Annotated in this window: 22 protein-coding genes; 11 read left to right on the plus strand and 11 right to left on the minus strand. The window is 37.8% G+C overall.

Going from position 1 to position 21277, the window contains the following annotated elements:
* Window positions 1-60 precede the first annotated feature (60 nt).
* The 4 genes from AC1M9H_RS01545 to AC1M9H_RS01560 form a co-directional block, all read right to left on the minus strand.
* Window positions 61-297, minus strand: coding sequence for a hypothetical protein (locus tag AC1M9H_RS01545; RefSeq protein WP_481612586.1), 237 nt, complete (start codon window positions 295-297; stop codon window positions 61-63).
* A 114-nt stretch (window positions 298-411) separates the two neighbouring features.
* Window positions 412-645 (minus strand): hypothetical protein, encoded by a 234-nt coding sequence (locus AC1M9H_RS01550; RefSeq protein ID WP_035263705.1) that lies wholly within the window; start codon window positions 643-645, stop codon window positions 412-414.
* A gap of 242 nt (window positions 646-887) precedes the next feature.
* Window positions 888-1973, minus strand: a complete 1086-nt coding sequence (gene trmA, locus AC1M9H_RS01555) for a tRNA (uridine(54)-C5)-methyltransferase TrmA (protein WP_035263704.1) — start codon at window positions 1971-1973, stop codon at window positions 888-890.
* Window positions 1974-2058: 85 nt separating this feature from the next.
* Window positions 2059-2958 (minus strand): LysR substrate-binding domain-containing protein, encoded by a 900-nt coding sequence (locus tag AC1M9H_RS01560; protein WP_035263702.1) that lies wholly within the window; start codon window positions 2956-2958, stop codon window positions 2059-2061.
* A gap of 186 nt (window positions 2959-3144) precedes the next feature.
* Between AC1M9H_RS01560 and AC1M9H_RS01565 the strand changes: the two genes are divergently transcribed.
* On the plus strand, window positions 3145-3468 hold the full coding sequence (locus tag AC1M9H_RS01565; RefSeq protein ID WP_180027794.1) for a hypothetical protein: 324 nt from the start codon (window positions 3145-3147) through the stop codon (window positions 3466-3468).
* 241 nt (window positions 3469-3709) lie between these two features.
* Here AC1M9H_RS01565 and AC1M9H_RS01570 read toward each other — a convergent pair whose 3' ends face one another.
* The 4 genes from AC1M9H_RS01570 to ilvA all read right to left on the minus strand — a co-directional run bounded on the left by AC1M9H_RS01570 (window position 3710) and on the right by ilvA (window position 7823).
* Window positions 3710-5059 carry a TrkH family potassium uptake protein gene (locus AC1M9H_RS01570; protein ID WP_481588561.1) on the minus strand — a complete coding sequence of 450 codons (1350 nt, stop codon included), beginning with the start codon at window positions 5057-5059 and terminating at the stop codon, window positions 3710-3712.
* Window positions 5059-5715, minus strand: a complete 657-nt coding sequence (locus tag AC1M9H_RS01575) for a potassium channel family protein (RefSeq protein WP_035263698.1) — start codon at window positions 5713-5715, stop codon at window positions 5059-5061. Before AC1M9H_RS01575 ends, AC1M9H_RS01570 begins: the two co-directional genes overlap by 1 nt.
* A gap of 107 nt (window positions 5716-5822) precedes the next feature.
* Window positions 5823-6170, minus strand: coding sequence for a hypothetical protein (locus AC1M9H_RS01580; protein WP_481587510.1), 348 nt, complete (start codon window positions 6168-6170; stop codon window positions 5823-5825).
* 114 nt (window positions 6171-6284) lie between these two features.
* Entirely contained in the window at window positions 6285-7823 is a 1539-nt protein-coding gene (gene ilvA / locus AC1M9H_RS01585; protein ID WP_481595349.1) for a threonine ammonia-lyase, biosynthetic, read from the minus strand.
* Between the two features lie 104 nt (window positions 7824-7927).
* Here ilvA and rpiA point away from each other — a divergent pair, with 104 nt between their 5' ends.
* The 8 genes from rpiA (at window position 7928) to AC1M9H_RS01625 (ending at window position 16557) form a co-directional block, all read left to right on the plus strand.
* On the plus strand, window positions 7928-8599 hold the full coding sequence (gene rpiA / locus AC1M9H_RS01590; protein ID WP_481612587.1) for a ribose-5-phosphate isomerase RpiA: 672 nt from the start codon (window positions 7928-7930) through the stop codon (window positions 8597-8599).
* Between the two features lie 112 nt (window positions 8600-8711).
* A complete protein-coding gene (locus AC1M9H_RS01595; protein WP_481612588.1) occupies window positions 8712-9395 on the plus strand; it encodes a M48 family metallopeptidase in 684 nt (227 codons plus the stop codon).
* 647 nt (window positions 9396-10042) lie between these two features.
* Window positions 10043-11092: an N-acetyl-gamma-glutamyl-phosphate reductase gene (gene argC / locus AC1M9H_RS01600; RefSeq protein WP_481612589.1), complete on the plus strand. Its 1050-nt coding sequence runs from the start codon at window positions 10043-10045 to the stop codon at window positions 11090-11092.
* Between the two features lie 76 nt (window positions 11093-11168).
* Window positions 11169-11918 carry a DUF6776 family protein gene (locus tag AC1M9H_RS01605; RefSeq protein ID WP_481612590.1) on the plus strand — a complete coding sequence of 250 codons (750 nt, stop codon included), beginning with the start codon at window positions 11169-11171 and terminating at the stop codon, window positions 11916-11918.
* Window positions 11919-11934: 16 nt separating this feature from the next.
* On the plus strand, window positions 11935-12348 hold the full coding sequence (gene clpS / locus AC1M9H_RS01610; RefSeq protein ID WP_035263688.1) for an ATP-dependent Clp protease adapter ClpS: 414 nt from the start codon (window positions 11935-11937) through the stop codon (window positions 12346-12348).
* 9 nt (window positions 12349-12357) lie between these two features.
* Window positions 12358-14634, plus strand: coding sequence for an ATP-dependent Clp protease ATP-binding subunit ClpA (clpA, locus tag AC1M9H_RS01615; protein ID WP_035263687.1), 2277 nt, complete (start codon window positions 12358-12360; stop codon window positions 14632-14634).
* A gap of 61 nt (window positions 14635-14695) precedes the next feature.
* A complete protein-coding gene (locus AC1M9H_RS01620) occupies window positions 14696-15049 on the plus strand; it encodes a YnfA family protein (RefSeq protein ID WP_092766358.1) in 354 nt (117 codons plus the stop codon).
* Between the two features lie 215 nt (window positions 15050-15264).
* Window positions 15265-16557: an MFS transporter gene (locus tag AC1M9H_RS01625; RefSeq protein ID WP_481612591.1), complete on the plus strand. Its 1293-nt coding sequence runs from the start codon at window positions 15265-15267 to the stop codon at window positions 16555-16557.
* 49 nt (window positions 16558-16606) lie between these two features.
* Here the strand turns inward: AC1M9H_RS01625 and argF are convergent, their stop codons facing one another.
* Window positions 16607-17527: an ornithine carbamoyltransferase gene (gene argF / locus AC1M9H_RS01630; RefSeq protein ID WP_481612592.1), complete on the minus strand. Its 921-nt coding sequence runs from the start codon at window positions 17525-17527 to the stop codon at window positions 16607-16609.
* Between the two features lie 118 nt (window positions 17528-17645).
* On the minus strand, window positions 17646-18299 hold the full coding sequence (locus AC1M9H_RS01635) for a TetR/AcrR family transcriptional regulator (protein ID WP_092766355.1): 654 nt from the start codon (window positions 18297-18299) through the stop codon (window positions 17646-17648).
* A gap of 219 nt (window positions 18300-18518) precedes the next feature.
* Between AC1M9H_RS01635 and prpB the strand changes: the two genes are divergently transcribed.
* Window positions 18519-19403, plus strand: coding sequence for a methylisocitrate lyase (gene prpB / locus AC1M9H_RS01640; RefSeq protein WP_035263679.1), 885 nt, complete (start codon window positions 18519-18521; stop codon window positions 19401-19403).
* Between the two features lie 4 nt (window positions 19404-19407).
* Window positions 19408-20538 (plus strand): bifunctional 2-methylcitrate synthase/citrate synthase, encoded by a 1131-nt coding sequence (gene prpC / locus AC1M9H_RS01645; RefSeq protein ID WP_092766353.1) that lies wholly within the window; start codon window positions 19408-19410, stop codon window positions 20536-20538.
* Between the two features lie 32 nt (window positions 20539-20570).
* Here prpC and AC1M9H_RS01650 read toward each other — a convergent pair whose 3' ends face one another.
* The gene (locus AC1M9H_RS01650) at window positions 20571-21224 is read right to left on the minus strand and encodes an aminotransferase (protein ID WP_481612593.1); all 654 of its coding nucleotides are present in this window, start codon (window positions 21222-21224) and stop codon (window positions 20571-20573) included.
* Window positions 21225-21277 lie beyond the last annotated feature (53 nt).

Below are 21277 nucleotides of genomic sequence, written 5' to 3' on the forward strand. Positions count from 1 at the left end.
TAAATACAATATAAGCACTCTAAAAAAGGTGCCTAAATTTTTTATTCAACTCAAATGAAGTTATGAGAAGAAAGCATTTTGTGCTTCACAATTTTTAATTGCATCATCTTTAGGAAGCTGTTTAATTTGCTCTTCAAACTCGTTTTTTTGACGATCTATGGCAGTTTGAGGAATACCGCTCTCTTTCGCTAATTTTTCAATGTTGCCCCAAACTTCCTCACATGCTGAAGGTAGCTTATTACAACCACTAAGCGATATGAAAGTCGCCCCTAAAATAATGAATAGAATATTTTTCATTGAATCCCCAAATGTATTTTTAATTATCCTATGAGCTTATCTTAATTGAACATTTTTAAATTGAACAGAAAATTTATCATAAAAAAAGCACTGTCTATGCAGTGCTTTTTTTCTTTACTGAAGGGTGATTTTGTTACTCAATAAATCAGTAAGATCTTTTTTTGAATAGCCACGCGAAATAAGAACTTTTTTGATTCCGCGGATTACATCTTCATCTGATGCCTTTTGTAAAGCCTCGATCAACTGATCGTTAGTCTTACATGAACAATCATTTTCAACACAAGCAATTTGATTTTTATGCTCGTTCTGCTGCGAATCTGATGAAAACAGCTTTTGCCAAAAACTCATAGAGCCTTCATTTGCAACCAAAGATAGGTCGAAATATAGTCGATTTAAAATTTAATGCAAGTTTGTAATCGTGATTTAAGGCACATTTTAAAATAAATATTTCGATGATAAACCTAAAGTTTAACGAAATTATGACATTGAAAAATTAAATTTTTCTTTATTCATATGATTTTTAAGTGAAATTCAAAAAGCATAAAAAATGGACAGTGTAAGAACTGTCCATTTAGTAAGAAATAAATTGTTTAAATTTTCTCTAAAAGAACGCCTGACTCGACATGGTGGGTATAAGGAAATTGATCGAACAGCGCAAATTTAGTGATTTTATGAGTTTCCGATAACATCTTTAAATTGTCGTGCAAAGTATCTGGATTGCATGAAATATAAATAATACGTTTAAAGCGTTGAAGCAGCTTCAAGGTATCATCATCAATGCCTGCACGAGGTGGATCTACAAATACAGTATCGAAGTCATAACTTTGAATATCAATATTGGCTTCTTGTAAACGTCTAAACTCACGTTCTGCATTGAATGCTAAGGTAAAATCTTCAGCTGAAAGGCGAGCAACTTGAATATTATTAATTTGATTTTGCTCAATATTCCATTGCGCTGCATAAACTGATGATTTAGCCAGTTCCGTTGCTAGAACGCGATTAAACTTTAGCGATAATGGAAGGGTAAAATTACCATTACCGCAATAAAGCTCTAAAAGATCTTTATCACTGGTTTGAGCTGCATTACATGCCCACTCCAGCATTTTTTGACAAACTTGCGCATTAGGTTGCGTGAAGCTACTTTCAATTTGCTTATATTTGAATTTACGGTCAAATACTTGTAATTCTTCAACTACATATTCATCCGTCAATACAATTTTTTGACCACGGCTGCGACCAATAATCTTAATATTGAGTTTTGAAGATAAATTTTTTGCTAGTTGTTCCCAGTCTTGATCAAGCGGACAACGATAAATCAATGAAACCAGCATTTCACCGTTCAACGTAGAAAGAAAATGTACTTCAAACAGACGCTTAGAGAGCACTGCATTTGATTTTAGTTCAGACAGGAGAACTGGCATTAAATCATTAATAGATTTATCCGCGATTGGAAACTCATCAACACGTACAACTTTCTTTTGAATACCATCTTCCGCGCGTTCAAACATGGCATAAAACATATCATCTTCTGTATGCCAAATACGGAACTCAGCTCGCATACGGAAATGTTTTTCAGGAGATGAAAAAACTTCTAGTTCAGGTGGTTGATATTCAGCAAATTGATTGCGGATACGTTCAATTTTTGCATCAAGTTGTTGTTGATAAATAGAAGTCATAAAAATCTAAAAAAACTAGCACAAAGCAGAGTGAATGGTAGCAAATAATAAGCCAACATTCTTCTAAATCTTTGTGCTGTTGTGACTATCTTTTGGTGAGGTGCTCAACTAAGTAGTCGATGAACACACGTACAGCTGGTAATAAACCACGGCGAGAAGGGTAAACCACATGAAAAATACCGTGTGGTGCATTCCAGTTAGGCAGAACCTTAACAAGACGCCCATCTTTAATATAATCTTCAACAATACTGTCTGGGAGTAATGCTACCCCACAATTGTCACTTGCAAGTTGTGCAAGCATAAGTAGATCAGAGCCCATCACGACTGGACTCACTTTGACTTTAATCGATTTGTTGTTTGAATCATGTAGAACGAGTTGTTGATCAGTATGTTCATCAACCATACTTAATATTCGATGATTTGAGAGTTCTTCAGGTTTTTTGATAGATCCAAATTCATTAAGATAAGCCTGACTGGCGAAAAGATGTTGTTCAATATTTTCAAATTTTCGAATGACCAAACTTGGGTCATCATCCAAACTTGAGCGAACACGAAGCGCTAAATCAATTCCTTCATTGATGATATCGACACGTCGATTAGTAACCATCAATTGAACTTTGATTTCAGGATACTGCTTAAGGAAATTTGGCAGTATTTTGGTCATTTCATGCTGGGCAATTGATACGGGTAAACTGACACGAATTAAGCCTCTTGGTTGTTCACTTAAATGATCTACCAAATCATGAGCAGATTGGGCAGCATTCATCATTACTTGCGCATGGCGATAAATGTTCATCCCAATATCAGTGACAGCAAAATGACGTGAACTACGTTGAATAAGCCTTACACCGAGATTTTCTTCTAAATTATAAACACGTCGACTCAATTTTGATTTGGGAATGTCAGTTGCTCGCTCGGCAGCGCTAAAACCACCATGTTCGACAACAAGGGCAAAGCAATAAAAATCATCTAAATCTGAAAGCATGGATTCATTCCATATATGCGACGTTTTGTTAAAAAATACATTATTGTTCTGAATAGTCAATTGAGTTGCTGTGTTTTCTCTAAAATCTAAGGTTGTTATATGTAGTAATGAATAAAGAGGGCTATTTAAAAATCTAAAAGCAATGGTTAAACTTATGTTTTATAGCACGTAATACTTAAGGTTGACATGGCTTATACAACAATTGAACTTCAAGATCCTCAAGAAAATGTACAGTGCCCGCATTGTCAACACGCTGTTATCGACTGGAATGAAGAGCAATATATTCAACCTTGTGATCATACATTGTTTATTGCTATGGACTTGGGATTTGAATTTATTTCAGATGAATTTGAAGCAACTATGCCTCGCACAGTAGATGAAATTCATGCAGATGATGAAAACTCGGATGTGTTTACTGAGATTACACGTTCTGATTTAGCTCAGTTTAAAATTTATAAAGTTGCATTGGGTGTCGACAACCTCAATCGTTATATTGGTTTCCAATCATAATTTTTTTAATCACACGCATATGGTAAAAAGACTTGGGGTTACCTTGAGTCTTTTAATTTCTTTGTATTGGGTTATTGATTGCAAAGTTCTAAGTTTGTGTTAATTCATGATAAGTTCAATGCTTTGCATAAAGAAATCATGGCTATCATAAAACGCACTTATGGCTATAATCATCTGATCTATTTTTGGATTGGTTCGTGTTTTATCGATCAACTTCACCTTAGATCCAAGTGAATTCTATCTAACCCACTTGGATTTCAGCATTAGGATGACTCAACCTGCTTTTTTTAGGGGTTGCAATTAAATAAGCCAATGTCAAAGGACCGAGACGACCCGCAAACATCAGTATCATGAGCATATATAAACTTGCAGGTTGTAATTCTGAAGTAATACCTCTAGATAATCCGACTGTACAAGCCGCGGAAACAGCTTCAAATAGTAAATCTAGAAAACGTTTATTAGGCTCTAAAATTAACAGCGTAAAGAAACCAATGAAAATGAGCATAGCAGTTATGCTAATGACCGCAAGAGCTTTATAGGTGACAGTTGCAGGAATCGAGTGTTTAAAAACAGTGACTTCGTCAGCTCGTCTCAAAAACGTGATCACACTTAATACTACAATAATAAATGTACCTACTTTAATACCACCAGCAGTACTTAAAGATCCGCCTCCAATAAACATTAATAGCATAGTCACCAAGGTTGCTGGATCACTCATACTGGCCATATCAATACTATTAAATCCAGAGGATCGCGGTACTGTGGCATGAAACCAAGCATTTAATGCTTGGTCTCCAATTGACATTGGGGCGAGGGTCAATGGATTATTTGCTTCTAAACACCAAATCATAATAAAGGCAAATAGATTGAGTCCTGCGATAGTAGAAAGAATGAGTTTGCTGTTTGTTGAGAGTTTTTTCCACTTATGAGCGCGTTTGATATCCATAAGTACCACAAAACCTATTCCACCAATGATATACAACATACTTATGGTCAGTGTTACAGCATATTGACCTGAAAAGCTCATTAAGCTGTTTGGAAAAAGAGAGAAACCACCATTATTAAATGCTGAGATACTGTAAAAGGCTGCATAAAACAGAGCATCACTAAAATCGTAGTATTGAAGCCATGTAAATGTCAGGATGAATGTTCCAATCCCTTCGAAAAATAGAGAATACAATAAGACGGCTTTAACAGTGAACGAGGCCCTTGCTAAACTGGTTTGACCAATTGTTTCTTGAGCCATCACTTGTTGCTTTAAACCAAGTTTAGTGGAAAGGCTCAATGCAGCCAAAATTGCGAAGGTCATGAATCCTAAGCCACCACATTGGATGAGTAGCATAATGATGAACTGACCAAAAGTCGTATATGCCTCGCCAATATTGACCACAGAAAGTCCCGTAATTGTCACAGCAGACGTGGCGGTAAATAAGGCTTCTAGCCAAGAGACATTTCCTTCGTGTGCAAAGGGAAGTTTTAGCAGTAATGTTCCAATGATAATAAAACTGAGAAAGCCCAAAGCAAGCAAACTTGGTGGACTCAAATTAATACTTTGCGTTTTTTTATTGATCAATTGATCATAAAATTTCATCATTTCGAAATAAATCTCGATGAGAGTTTACGTAAAAGATTGACAGGACCTTCAACAATTAAAATGTCATTTTTTTGCAGCAATGTACCAGGTGCGATGTCATAAATTACATGTGTGCCACGTTGTAATAATAATGTTTGTACGCCGTCGCTGTGCTCCATGATATCTTTAAATTCTACACCTTGTAGTTTTTCACCCACCTCCACTTTGACAATATAACGGTCATCATTCAACGCCATATAGCGTCTAACCATTGGGTAGCTTAATGATTGTGCAACGCGAATACCCATGTCTTCTTCTGGATGAATAATTTGACCAATACCGAGATGCGTCAAAATCATATGATGGGCTTTCGATTTTGCTTTTACTAGGATTTTTTCTACGCCTAAATTTTTAAGGTTGAGGACACATAGAATACTGGCCTCAATATCTTCTCCAATTGCGACAACGACGGCATCGCAATTCTGTACATTCAGTTCTCGAAGTACATGTTCATCTGTGGCATCGGCGATGACAGCATGACTGATGTTATCAGAGATATTTTCAACGTATTTTTTTTCAGTATCGATTCCAATCACATCATGTTTTAATTGAGTGAGTTCTAATGCAACTGTACCACCAAAGCTGCCTAAGCCAATTACTGCAAATAGCGCCATTGAATATCCTAAAATTTTAAAGATCAGAAAGTAATGATTTGATTTTAATTTCGCTTTGAGTGAGTTTATCTTGTTGATCTGAGTTGATTCAATTCATTTATTGAGGATTATTTGTGATCACTATAAAAATAGTAAATCGTAATTGAAATCAATGTCCATGAAAGTGCTAAGTAAATATAAGTTAAATGAATATGATCGATCATAAAGTTAGCATGAACGAAACTTGTCATGAGCACAATTGCCATCATATATATCAACGTCATACGATAACGATAAATAGGTGCTAATCCCAACATGATATAGGGGAGTGCTGCATAACCTAAAAAAATAAAAACTTCGAGGGATTTGCTTAAGGTGGTAACTTCAGGATATAGATATTTCGAAATAAACAGAAGTGCGGAAAAGATGATCCACATGAGAAAAGGAATTACTACAAAACTGAACCATATTTGCATGATTTATCTTAATATCTAAAATTTTAAAGTGATCGTTTTTTCTATCTTTCGATTTTAATTGTATATCAATTATTGAATTAAAAAAGCCTGTCAAAATGACAGGCTGTATTGATTTTATTTGAGGAAACGTTGATAACCAAGATTATTGGTAATTTCTTCGTATGGATAATTGATACTTTCTAACGTTTCAACTAAACCATCAGGGTTTTGTTGTGCATCTTCAGCTTCGAGTCCAACCAATACACGACCTTCAGCCGCACCATGATTACGATAATGGAACAGGGTAATGTTATGCGTTGGACCAAGACGTTCCAAGAATGTTAATAATGCACCTGGACGTTCAGGAAATTCAACGCGGAATAAACGTTCATTTTCAATATCAGCATGACCACCGATCAGGTAGCGAATATGTAATTTGGCAACTTCATCGTCAGATAAGTCATCCACATCATACTGAAACTTTAATGTCTCGAATATTTCTTGACGTTCTTTTTCGCCGCTTTTTAAACTAATTCCAACAAATACTTGCGCTGCAGTCGCACTACTTGCACGGTAGTTGAATTCAGTAATATTTCGACCTTGAAGGGCACGACAGAAATTGAGGAATGCACCTTTTTGTTCAGGAATCGTGACAGCAAAAATAGCTTCTTTACGTTCACCTAATTCAGTTCGTTCTGCAATATAACGTAAACGGTCAAAGTTCATATTTGCACCGCATACAATTGAAACGATGTTTTTACCTTCTAAGCCGTGCTCAGCCACATATTTTTTAATCCCTGCAAGTGCCATCGCACCTGACGGCTCAACAATACTACGGCATTCATCATAGGTGTCTTTAATTGCTGCGCATATTTCATCAGTATTCACAAGAACAACTTCTGGTTCTACGATTGGACCTGAATTGTCAGATTTTTGCAGACGAATCACTTCAAAAGGTTTTTCACCGATTTGCGCCACGGCTGTACCATCGGCGAATAAACCAACTGAAGGAAGAATCACACGTTCATTTGCTTCTAAAGCAGCTTTTAAACAAGCTGACTCGTCATATTCCACAGGAATAACTTTGACATGCGGTGCTACATCACCAAGGTAAGCAGCAACACCTGCAATCAAACCTCCACCACCAACGGCAACAAATACATAATCCACATCTCGCCATTGACGTAAAATTTCATTGGCAATTGTACCTTGACCAGCCATAACGAGTTCATCGTCATAAGGCGGAATAAAAGTCATTCCTTCTTCTTGCGCACGTTGAATTGCGTATTTATTTGCGATGTCAAAAGAATCACCATGAAGTACGACTTCACCACCCAAACGCTTTACAGCTTGGACTTTAATGTCTGGTGTTGTCTTAGGCATCACAATAATCGCGCGAATTCCTAATTTTTTTCCTGAGAGTGCTACACCTTGAGCATGGTTACCAGCAGAAGCGGTAATGACACCTCGTTCTAGTTGAGCTTTAGGAAGTTGGCTGATTCTGTTATAGGCACCGCGGAGTTTGAAGGAGAATACGGGTTGTAGGTCTTCACGTTTAAAACGAATATTATTGTTAAGACGTTCACTAATTCGTGGTGCCGCTTCGAGTGGGGTTTCGATAGCAACGTCGTATACCGTTGCTTGTAAAATTTGTCGAACCAAACGAGACAGCATGTTAATTTTCCATCTAACAGTTTAAAATAGGCGCTTATTGTAACAAACCATAAGGCTTAGCGGTTTAAAATAACTGCAAAAGTCCAAATTAGTTGAGTGAAGTCATGAGTCTATATGCAACCCAAGATGAGAAAAAACAAGCAGCAGCACAAGCAGCTTTAAAACACTTACCGAAAGGGGGCATTTTAGGCGTAGGCACAGGCAGTACTGTTAACTTTTTGATTGATTTACTTCCTGAACTTCAATTAGAAGCTGCAGTTGCAAGTTCGGAAGCGACTGCGCAGCGTTTGAAGAAGCTGGGTATTGAAGTGGTAGATATGAACTCAGTGGGTGGTCTTGATGCATATGTAGATGGTGCAGATGAGATTGATCGTCATATGCACATGATCAAAGGTGGTGGTGCGGCATTGACACGTGAAAAAATCGTGGCATCGATTGCAAAAAAATTTATCTGTATCGTAGATGATTCTAAATGGGTAGATCAGTTGGGGCGTGATTTTCCACTTCCTGTTGAAGTGATTCCAATGGCACGTTCTGCTGTTGCTCGTAAAATTGTCTCTTTAGGTGGCGACCCAGCGTACCGTGAAGGTGTAGTGACCGACAATGGTAACGTGATTTTAGACGTGCATAACTTAAATATCTTAAATGCACTTGAGCTTGAAAAAACATTGAATGATATCCCTGGTGTGGTATGCAACGGTATCTTTGCTTTGAATAAAGCAGACATTGCGATTGTTGCGACCAACAACGGTATTGAAGAGCGTACAGCGATTTAATTTTAACTCCTTGACGAGCTAGTCTCCCTAAACTCCCTCTTTTTAAATAGAGGGGCTTTTCTTCCCCCTTTCTTAAAGGGGGAGATGGGGATTTAATAATTAAAGAATAACAATGACTTTATCCGACCTTCCTGATATTGAAATCAACAAAAGTATTCGATCGAAAAGACTACGTCTACGTATAGATGGAACGTCAATTCGTGTGACTGCGCCATGGTTTTGTACCCATAAACAAATACAACAGTTTGTTCAAGATTCAGAAGCTTGGATTGTTCAAACTTGGCAGGCACAACAAAGTAAAATTCAACAGATTGATCGCGTTTTACCTTTATCTTTACAGTTATTTAATTTAGAAAATCCTATTCAAATTCAATATATTCAGCAGAAATTCAACTATAAGTTTGATTCAGTGATGAATGAGCTGTGTGTGAGTGATCGTCAGCCTGAACAATATTTAAAAGCCTTTGTTATTGATTATGCTAAACAGCATCTGCCTGTATATCTGGCTCAAGTATCTGATCAGTGTGGTTTAGCTTATCATGGCTGTAAGATTCGTCAGCCAAAAACGCGGTGGGGAAGTTGTACAGCACGTCATGACATTATGTTGAATAGTGCTTTGGTGCTTTTTCCTCAGGAAATAACACGCTATGTTTGTGTGCATGAATTAGCACATACAAAGCATTTTGATCATAGTGCTCAGTTTTGGGCGGAAGTGGCGAAGTATGATCCAGATTTTAAACTTAACCGAAAAAAATTAAAAATAACGCCGTTGCCATATTGGTGGATGCATAATTAATTATTATGCTGGGATTGCTTTGTCGATATTAAAAAATCAATTGTTTAGCGCTAGTCAATTAGTCTGATCTGGCGACTGGTATTCTAAATTTTGGCTATCATGATTGCTCTGTTTGGTTAGTTTGTTTCTAATATGCTCATAAGACGAATTGGTGTGTGTTTTTTGATTCTAATTTTGTCTGTACCTGCTTTAATGCTTTATAGCATCCTCATGTATATTCTACTGAACCCGAGTAATCCTATTCACTTTCATTGGACGAACTATTTATCGCTTTTTGGCGGGGCTATAGCGTGGTTGATATTATTGATCATGGCAACTTTATAGATAAATCAAAAAAAAGATTTCTAAATTGCTTTCCGTGAGTGGAGGGTTATGTTCGGTATGGGGAGTAACTCCTTTTGTTGTGAAACAGGATCCGATCGTATTTCTTGCTCTCCCAGGGTTTATATTTGCACTGTATTTATGCTATTTGAGTTGGCAGGTAAATCAATGAAGTCACATGATAGACTTTATTAGATGCTTAACAGAGCCATCTAAATTATTAAACTTATAAAATAACAGCATTCCCATATGAAAGGGTTCAGAAAGTCACAAGTTCCTGTCATACTACTGCCTGTAACGAATACAGTCATTTAGAGGTAGATATCGTGATTTCAGTTGGTATTGTTGGTGGTACAGGATATACAGGCGTTGAACTTTTGCGTCTTTTGCTGCGACACCCAAATGTTCAAGTGAAAGCACTGACTTCTCGTACTGAGGCTGGTCGTCGTGTCGATGATATGTTTCCAAGTTTACGTGGTCATACCGATCTAGAGTTTTCAGATTTAAGCTTAGATTTATTAAAGTCTTGCGATGTTGTGTTTTTTGCGACACCACATGGTGTAGCGATGAAACACGCTGAAGAATTAGTAGCAGCGAATACAAAAGTAATCGATTTAGCCGCTGACTTTCGTTTGCAGGATTTAGCGCAATTTGAAAAATGGTACGGTATGGAGCATGCTTGTCCAGATCTACTTAAAAATTCAGTGTATGGGCTTTCTGAGCTCAATCGTGAAAAAATTAAACAAGCTCAAGTGATTGGTAATCCTGGTTGTTATCCAACGACAGTTCAAATTGGTTTGGCGCCTGTACTGAGACCTTCAGAAGTATTGGTAAAACCTGAAAGTATTATTATTGATGCAAAATCTGGTGTATCTGGAGCTGGACGCAAAGCAAGTTTAGGCATGATCTATACTGAAAATGCTGATAACTTCAAAGCCTACGGTGTTGCAGGGCATCGCCATCATCCTGAAATTGTTGAAGCGCTTGAAAATATATCGGGACAGAAAGGTGTATTTGACAATATCCTTTTTGTTCCGCATTTGGTGCCGATGATTCGTGGCATGTTATCTACAATATATATCGACTTAACAGAAGCAGGTCAGCAAGCCGATTTGCAAGTAATTTACGAACAGTTCTACCAAAACGAGCAGTTTGTTGATGTTATGCCGGCAGGAAGTTCACCAGAAACTCGTTCTGTTCGTGGATCAAATGATTTACGTATTGCGTTGTATAAACCACAACCAACAAAGTTAGTCATTTTAGTTGCCCAAGATAACTTGGTGAAAGGTGCAGCAGGACAAGCTGTTCAAAACATGAATTTAATGTTTGGATTTGCGGAAAATGCAGGCCTTAACGTGATTGGTTTATTACCATAAAAAACCTTTTTTGACTTCACACACATTTAACTTTGCAGTTAAATGTGTGTTTTGATTTTATAAATTAGAGATGACGATGCAAAACTCAGAATCAAATAATACGTCACAGCATAAAGATGAAAAAAATATCGGTTTTTTTCAATCGAATAAACCCCTTATGGCGGGTGGAATCATCTTATGTGCAGGCAGTTTACTTCTGGGCTATACGGTTGGTCATCGTCAAGGTCTAACTGTAGTTGGTTATGATGCTGACGCGGAACAATTGGTTGAAGTTGTCGAAAAACAAAAAAAAGAATTATCTGAGCTGAATAAGAAATTAAATACCTCAGTTCAAGAGCGTGATGTTGCTGTAATTAACTCAAATGATATGTATGCTGCATTAAATCAAGCCAACGCTGAAAAACTTCAAATTGAAGGTCAGAGTGCGATTTTCCGAGAAGTGCTGAGACAACGTGGTGGATTAAGTTTAACAGTGCAAAATTTAGCTGTTAAGTCGCTTCCAGAAAATGTATATGAATATCAGGTTGATTTAGTTCAAGTCAGTCCGAATAAACGTAAAGCATCTGGTGAAATTGAAATCAGATTAATTCAAGGTACGGAAGTCTTGGTTGTTCCAATTTCAGAAAAATCATTCAATTTCGACCATTATCAGCGATTAACTGGTCGTTGGACGATGCCAAAAGGCTTTACGCCCCAATTTATTGAAATCCGTGTAAAAGGCTCAAGTGCTCAAACCAAGCGCTTTAGTTGGCAACGTGGTGAAGCAATCGAATCAACTGCTGCATTTGCAGCTGAAGTACCGCAAGCTGCGGCAAATTCTCAATAATAGATTATAGAGTGCTATGCGAAGTAATAAACGTCATAAATGTCTCAATGACATTAAATTATCATTTCAACAATCTGGATTGGTGGATTGGCACTTCAATCCACGATTGAGTGATGCACAAAATGATGAAGCCGATGGCGATTTAGCTGTAGCAACAGCACCACCGCAATTTAAGCGACCTCCCTTATACAATGTGGTATTGTTGAATGATGATTACACGCCAATGGATTTTGTAATTGAAATTTTACAACAATACTTTGCATTGAATCTTGACCAAGCTACCGAAGTAATGCTAACAGTACATTATCAAGGGAAAGGTATCGCAGGTGTCTATCCTAGAGACATTGCTGAAACCAAGGCGAATCAAGTCAACAATTATGCGCGCTCTCAAAGTCATCCATTGCTTTGCCAGATCGAGCCACAAGAATAAGGGGATCACATGCTCAGTCGTCAATTAGAAGTATCACTGCGTTTGGCTGTTAGCATGGCTCGTCAAAAGAGACATGAGTTTCTTACAGTTGAACATTTGTTACTCGCACTTTTAGATAATGATTCTGCCGTGAATGCACTAAAAGCCTGCGGTGCAGAAATTGTCAGTTTGCGTAAAGAACTTGAAGAGTATGTAGAGCAACATACGCCTAAATTAGGCGATAATGCTGAGCAAGCGCCTCATCCTACAGAAAGCTTTGATCGTATATTGCAACGTGCAATTTTCCATGTTCAGTCTAGTGGTGGAGATCGGACAGTTGAAGGTGCAGATGTACTGGTTGCAATGTACTCAGAAAGAGATTCATTTGCGGTTTATTTGCTAAAACGCCACCAAATCAATCGTCTTACTTTAACTCAATATCTTTCACACGGTGCGCGTAAGGAAGATGTTCCAGCTGAAGAAGAAACGGATGACTTAGATGGTGAAAACTCAGCCTCAGCAAATGCAGGTCCATTAGAACTTTATACCCTAAATCTCAATGCAGAAGCTTTAAAGGGTAAAACCGATCCTTTGATTGGTCGTGAAAAAGAAATTGAGCGTGCAGCTCAAATTCTATGTCGACGTCGTAAAAACAATCCGCTTTTGGTGGGTGATCCAGGTGTGGGTAAAACATCCATAGCAGAAGGTTTGGCTTGGCTGATTGTTAACAATAAAGCACCAAAGCCACTGCTGAATGCGGAAGTCTATAGTTTGGATATCGGTGCACTTGTTGCAGGTACAAAATACCGTGGTGACTTTGAGAAACGATTGAAGCAATTGTTAAATGCCCTAAAGAAGAAGCCCGAAGCAATTTTGTTTATAGATGAAATTCATATGATCATTGGTGCAGGCTCAAGTATGGGTAGCACTATGGATGCATCGAATTTAATCAAACCTGCATTGGCAAATGGTACTTTACGTTGCATTGGCTCAACAACGTTTCAAGAATATCGTCAAGTTTTTGAAAAAGATCATGCATTATCACGCCGTTTCCAAAAAATTGATGTTAATGAGCCATCAATTAATGAAACAATTGATATTCTTCGTGGACTCAAGTCTAAATTTGAAGAATTTCATAAAGTTCAATATGATGATGCAGCTCTTGTTTCTGCAGTTGAGTTATCGGCTAAATTTATCAATGATCGCTTCCTCCCAGATAAAGCGATTGACGTAATAGATGAAGCAGGGGCACAACGACGTTTGAGAGCTGATCAAGATAACACTTTGATTACAGTTGAAAATATTGAAGATATTGTTTCGAAAATTGCACGAATTCCACCTAAAACTGTGTCTAAAGATGATAAATCTGTACTTGAGCACTTAGAGCGTGATCTTAAACGAGTTGTATTTGGTCAAGATGAGGCGATTACCGCATTATCCTCTGCAATTAAATTGTCACGAGCTGGGCTTAAAGCACCAGATAAGCCAGTTGGTAGTTTTGTATTTGCAGGACCTACTGGTGTAGGTAAAACTGAGGTAACAAAACAACTTGCAAAACTACTCGGTGTTGAACTAGTCAGATTTGATATGTCTGAATATATGGAACGCCATGCGGTTTCACGTTTAATTGGTGCACCTCCAGGTTATGTTGGTTTTGATCAAGGTGGCTTACTGACTGACGCAATACATAAAAATCCACATTGTGTATTGTTATTGGATGAGATTGAAAAGGCACATCCTGATGTGTTTAATTTATTGCTGCAAGTCATGGATCATGGTTCATTAACTGATAATAATGGTCGTAAGTCAGACTTCAGAAATGTCATTATAGTGTTAACAACGAATATTGGCGCTGAAAGTATTTCCCGTACAAGTATTGGTTTTACAGAGCAAGATAATAGTCGTGATAATCAGGAAGCAATGAAGAAGGCATTTACACCAGAGTTTAGAAACCGCTTAGATGGGGTTATTCAATTTAAAGCTCTACCTACGACAGTAATCGATTCTGTAGTAGATAAATTCCTTACAGAACTTCAAGCTCAACTTGATGACAAAAAAGTTGTTTTAGAAGTAGATCAGTCTGCACGAGATTGGTTAAGTGAAAATGGTTATGATCGTCTGATGGGTGCTCGTCCAATGCAGCGTTTGATTCAAGAGCATTTGAAAAAGCCGCTTGCTGAAATGATTTTATTTGGTGAGCTGGCTGAAAACGGCGGTAATGTAGCAGTAACAGTTAAAAAAGAAGATGGCAAAGCTGTTGGATTAAAGTTGGAAGTATTTGAAGATTCTGCAGCTGAACCAGCATAGTGTGTTATTAATTGTATTAAAGCCCGTTTATTTAAACGGGCTTTAATTTTTGGGTGAAAGTATGGACATACAAGTTACAAAAGTAATATCTACGACAGCTTTATTTTTTCTGACAGCACTGATGGAAATATTAGGGTGTTACTTTCCATATTTGATCCTAAATCAAGGGCGTTCGCATTGGTTGTGGCTACCCACTTTTGTCGCACTCGCTGCTTTTGTGTGGTTATTGACTTTGCATCCAGCAGCATCAGGTCGAATATATGCTGCATATGGAGGTATTTATATTTGTTCGGCATTGTTGTGGTTAAAGTTTGTGGATCAAATGGATCTTACTAAATGGGATATCATTGGTGGCGGAGTGGTTATTTTCGGGGCGCTGATTATCATTTTACAGCCACAAGGCTTAATTCGGTGAGCTGTTATAGGAGAAAGTCTGTTTAATTAAATTAATAATAAATCGACCTTGAATATTTTTGAGAAAAATTTAGAAGCCTATTTAATAAAATTTACATAAAGGCTTTTTAAATTGGCATGAAATAGGCATATATTTTCCGCCTATAATTTTGAAATACTTCAGAGTTTCATCATTATTCGACAATAAACAATGTAATTAGAATAAGGATTTTTCATTTGTCTACAACATATTCCAAGCAAGAAAAAACCAGCCGTATCAAAGGAATTATTGGTGCAGCTTCTGGTAATTTAGTTGAATGGTTTGATTTTTATATATATGCAGTATTTGCTGTATATTTTACCCAAGCTTTAACTGCGCCAGATATGGATAGTTCTACCCAAGCCATCTATGTGTGGGGTGTATTTGCAGCAAGCTTTTTTATGCGACCTATCGGTAGTTGGCTTTTTGGTCGAATTGCAGATAAACACGGTCGAAAAAAATCAATGGTCATCTCAATTATATTGATGGCTATAAGTTCTTTCATGTTTGCAGCGTTACCAACGTATGAGCAAGTGGGTATGGCTGCACCGTTTTTATTATTAATGGTTCGATTGCTTCAAGGCTTATCCGTTGGTGGTGAATATGGTGCTGTGGCGACTTATATGAGTGAATTGGGTTTAAAAGGTCAACGTGGCTTTTTTTCATCATTTCAATACGTAACGCTCACGGGTGGTCAACTCCTTGCAAGTTTATTGGGTGTAATATTCTTAGCTTTTATGTCTGAACAGCAGCTTTATGATGGGGGATGGCGAATTCCATTTATTATTGGTGGTGTTGCAGCAATTTTATCTTTATTAGCGAGAAGTAGATTAGAAGAGACTTTATCCAGTGATGAAAGTGATAAAGAAGATTCTGGTACACTTCGTGAGCTTTTTAAAAATCACTGGAAAACTTTCCTTTTGGTGGTTGGTTATACTTCAGCAGGCTCTCTTAGTTTCTATGTGATTACAGTTTACTCAAAAACTTACCTTACCAATATTGGAATAGATCCTAAAACGGTAGGGTTGATGATGACAGCCTGCATTTTTGTACTCATGGTGGCGCAACCATTCTTTGGTGCATTGTCAGATCGTATTGGTCGCAGAAATTCTATGCTGTTATTTAGTGGTCTGATGGCTATATTTATCTATCCAGTCATGGCAATCGGGATGAGATATTTTAGCGAAACTCCATTCATTGTCGCGATGCTACTGATTTTCCTGATGCTATTGCTTAGTTTGTATACCTCTATTGGCGGTATTGTAAAAGCTGAAATGTTTCCTCCGCATGTACGTGCGTTGGGTGTAGGTTTCTCTTATGCGATAGGTAATGCCGTATTTGGTGGTTCTGCACCTTCTGTTGCCTTGCAGTTTAAGGCCGCAGGAATTGAAAATTCATTTTTTATTTACGTGATCATTATTTTAATCGTATGTTTCTTTTGTAGTTGGCAACTTCCCAAAGAACCTAAATATTTAAAAGATGATTATTAAGAATTAGAAAATAAAAAAGCACCCGAGGGTGCTTTTTTAGTGGATGAAATTAATCTTTTTTTAAGCTTTCATTGATGAGGAACTCAACAAGTGCTTTTTGAGCGTGAAGGCGGTTTTCAGCTTCATCCCATACCACAGCATTTTTGTGATCGAGCATATTTTCTGAAATTTCTTCACCGCGATGGGCAGGTAAACAGTGCATAAATAAACAGTCTGGATGAGCAAGATCCATTAGACGTTCATTGACTTGAAAATCAGCAAAAGCTTTTTCACGAATTTTTTGCTCTTCTTCTTGTCCCATGCTGGCCCAAACATCAGTAACGATAAGGTCGGCATTCACTGCAGCATCTTCAGCAGAGTCTACAACTTCGGCGCAGTGCGCGAATTCAGAGAGAAATTCAGGTTTTGGTTCATAACCTTTTGGTGATGCAATCTTAAGTTTAAAGCCCCACATATGTGCAGCTTCGATATATGAGTTACACATATTATTACCATCACCAATCCACGCAACGGTTTTGCCTTGGATAGAGCCACGGTTTTCTACGAATGTTTGAACATCAGCAAGCAATTGGCAAGGGTGGTGATCATCGGTCAGTGCATTAATAACTGGGACTTTAGAATATTCTGCAAAACGTGTGACAATATCGTGGCCAAAAGTACGAATCATCACAATATCAAGCATGCTTGAAATAACGCGAGCTGAATCTTCAATCGGTTCGCCGCGACCTAATTGCGTATCCCGGGATGAGAGGAAAATTGCGCTACCACCAAATTGGGTCATACCAGCTTCAAAAGAAACACGGGTGCGTGTGCTCGATTTTTCAAAAATCATTCCCATTACTTTACCAACAAAGGGTTGGTAGACTTCATGATTATGCTGCATGCGTTTTAATTCTATAGCACGATCAATAATGCGATTTAATTCTGCAGTTGAAAGGTCACGTAAAGTAAGAAAATGTCGTAGAGCCATGGTTACTCCACAATCATTGTTTCGTCAAAATAGTGAATGAGACGACCAATAATTGTTGGTTGATGAAAAAAAACGAGAATCGACTAATATACTATATGTAAAGAGAATTGCAAAAAAACTAGACTTTTTGGTGCCCATCTAGGAAGCGATCGACAGAATAGCTGATGTATTCGATGGTTTCTTGATCGGTTTCAAGTACTGGTATCCCCATTAAAATTTTCCATTCTAAATTTCTTAAGATTCCGAAATATAATTGAGCAGAAAATAAAGGATTTTCACATTTTAACACACCAAGTTTATGCGCATTTTCTAATGCATTTGCGATCGCTAACTGGATATGTTTAGGGCCTTTTTCGTGCAAATAAAGAGCAAGTTCTGGATTTTTTTGGGATTGCTCAATCACGAGGCGCATAAAGGCAGTATGATCTTCTTTTTTAATGTGGCGATGAAAGTTAAGTAGTGTATGTATCAGATAAGATCTAAAATCGCCATGATCTGGATCATATGCAACACAGATATCTTTAAAAAAGAGTTCACGTCGATAATCACATATAGCAGTAAAAAGGCCTTCTTTGCCGCCAAAATATTTATAAATAGATGCTTTGGAGCCTCCAGCATGTTGAACAATATCATCCAAAGACACAGCATCGTAGCCACGTTCCAAGAATAGCGTATTGGCGCTTAGCAATAATGCTAAACGTCGTTCTTGACCACGGCGAGTATGGGGCATATCACAACCAGAAGTTTCAATATGCGGAAATGGATGTTGCATGCAGTAACAATAGCGAAAAATGAAATTGAAGATGGAGTATAACAAATTAAAGCACTTAACGCCTGACACTCAAAATAATAACAAAATCAAAAAATGAATGATAATTCATTTTTATATGACTAAAGTTTTAGAGCAAAAATACTAAACGGTCATATATCAAACTAAATTTATAGATATACTAAAAACTCGATAATTATAGTAAACACTGTGGAAAGGAATATGACAGAACAATCGTCTGCAGGCTTAAGATTTAGACAAGCATTAGAAGTGGAAAAGCCATTACAAATCATCGGAACTGTAAATGCATATGCAGCAATGATGGCAAAACAAGTTGGCTATAAGGCAATTTATCTATCAGGCGCAGGTGTTGCAAACTATTCCTATGGTCTTCCTGATTTGGGAATGACGAGTTTAGATAATGTGCTTGAAGATGTTCGTCGTATCACTGAACGTGTAGATACGCCTTTGCTTGTGGATATTGATACAGGTTGGGGCGGTGCATTTAATATTGCACGAAGTATCAAGCAAATGATCGCTGCTGGAGCTGCTGCTGTTCATATTGAAGACCAAGTTGCGCAAAAACGCTGCGGACATCGTCCAAATAAAGAAATTGTGTCACAACAAGAAATGGTAGACCGTATTAAGGCTGCTGTTGATGCAAAAACTGATTCTAATTTCGTGGTCATGGCACGTACGGATGCGCTGCAAAAAGAAGGGCTTCAAGCCGTCATTGATCGTGCATGTGCATGTGTTGAAGCTGGAGCTGATGCTATTTTTGCGGAAGCGATGACTGATATAACGATGTATAAAACAGTCTGTGATGCTGTAGGTGTGCCTGTGCTAGCGAATATCACTGAATTTGGTGATACCCCTTATTATACGACCGAAGAGCTAGCAGAACAGGGAATTTCTATGGTGTTATACCCATTGTCTGCGACACGTGCGATGCAGAAAGCAGCATTAGAAGTGATGCATTCTATTCGTAAAGACGGCACGCAAGTGAATGTTATTGATAAAATGCAACAACGAAAAGAATTATACGAGTTCCTTGATTATCATACTTTCGAAAACACACTAGATAAGCTATTCACTCAGGAGAAATAAAAAAATGGCTGAAGGAAAAGTATTGACTGGCGCAGGATTGCGTGGACAAGTCGCAGGTAAAACAGCACTTTCAACCGTTGGGAAAAGTGGTGCAGGCTTAACATATCGTGGTTATGATGTTCAGGATTTGGCGGAAAATTGCCAATTTGAAGAAGTTGCATATTTAATTTTCTTTGGTGAACTACCTACGGCGCAACAACTTGCGGACTATAAAGCAAAACTAAAATCACTGAGAGCATTACCACAAGCACTAAAAGAAGTGCTTGAGCGTATTCCAGCAGATTCACATCCTATGGATGTTATGCGTACAGGTGTTTCTATGTTGGGTAACTTAGAAACAGAACAGTCCTTTGGTGAACAGCAAGATATAGCTGATCGTATTTTGGCAACATTGCCAGCCATTATTTGTTATTGGTATCGATATAGCCATGATGGTGTTCGTATCGAAGAAAATACTGATGACGACTCAATTGGTGCTCAATTCTTGCATTTATTGCGTGGCGAAAAACCTAATGAATTGCATGAACAAGTCATGAATGTTTCTTTAATTCTCTATGCAGAACATGAATTTAACGCTTCAACATTTACGGCACGTGTGTGTGCTTCGACGTTATCAGATTTACATTCGTGTATTACAGGTGCGATTGGTTCTTTGCGTGGTCCACTGCATGGCGGTGCAAATGAAGCGGCAATGGATATGATTGAGCAATGGAAATCTCCTGAAGAAGCTGAGCGCGAAATGCTGGGTATGCTCGAACGCAAAGAAAAAATCATGGGCTTTGGTCATGCAATTTACAAAGACAATGATCCACGTAATGGGATTATTAAGGTATGGTCTGAGCGCTTGGCTAAGGACGTAGGAGATACTGTTTTATATCCAGTATCAGTACGTTGTGAAGAAGTCATGTGGCGAGAGAAAAAATTATTCTGTAATGCTGATTTCTTCCATGCTTCTGCTTATCACTTTATGGGTATACCAACGAAGCTATTCACGCCAATTTTTGTGATGTCTCGTGTAACAGGATGGGCGGCACATGTGATGGAGCAGCGTGCGGACAACCGTATTATTCGACCAAGTGCAGATTACACAGGACCTGAATTACGCAAAGTTGTACCAATTGAACAGCGTGCTTGAAAAGCATAATAAAAAGCTCCTTCGGGAGCTTTTTATTTTGTTGAGCAGAGTAAAATGGCATCTTGTTTTTCGTAGCCTGTTTCAGTAGGAATACCCATATAACTAATAACTGCAACGCGATAATTGGGGAAAGTGTGAGGAAATGCGTAAAGTTTTTTGATCTGAGGTAAATTACGATGATATCGAATATTCTCGAATTGTTGGCTTTTATACATTGAAGGTTTAGAACGTTGGCTGAGTTGTACCTGAGATTGGAATTTACTTACTTTAATTTCAGGCACGTTTAACCAAAAATTTCCAGTCTGTTCTCTTTGTTTATTTAATTTTAGGTTAGCAGTCTTAGGGCTTAATGGCGCTGGTTTGACAAGGCGAGCTTGAATACTTTGAATTTTGCGAAGCGTATGCTGAGTTTCAGTAATGTGATTTCGGATATTTAATGGGGTATAAATGGATTGAACCTCAATCGCTTTATGTGGGTTTCTGCTGTTGAGCAAATAATAATAAAGTGTTGGTAGTCGACCAGATTCATCATGGTAATGGCGTAAATAATATATTTTCTGATCTTTAATATCTGAACCTAGTACTTCAATTGTCTCCGGACCGCCGACTGTGGCAAAGGAGGGTGAAGAAATAAGGCAGAAGATGATACCTAGATAAGTTTTATGCTTTAAGTGATTATTGTTCATTTGGACTCATCTTTTTGTATTTTATATTGAGCATGATTTAAAATTTTAGAATT

This window comes from Acinetobacter sp. ANC_7512, from assembly GCF_056779935.1.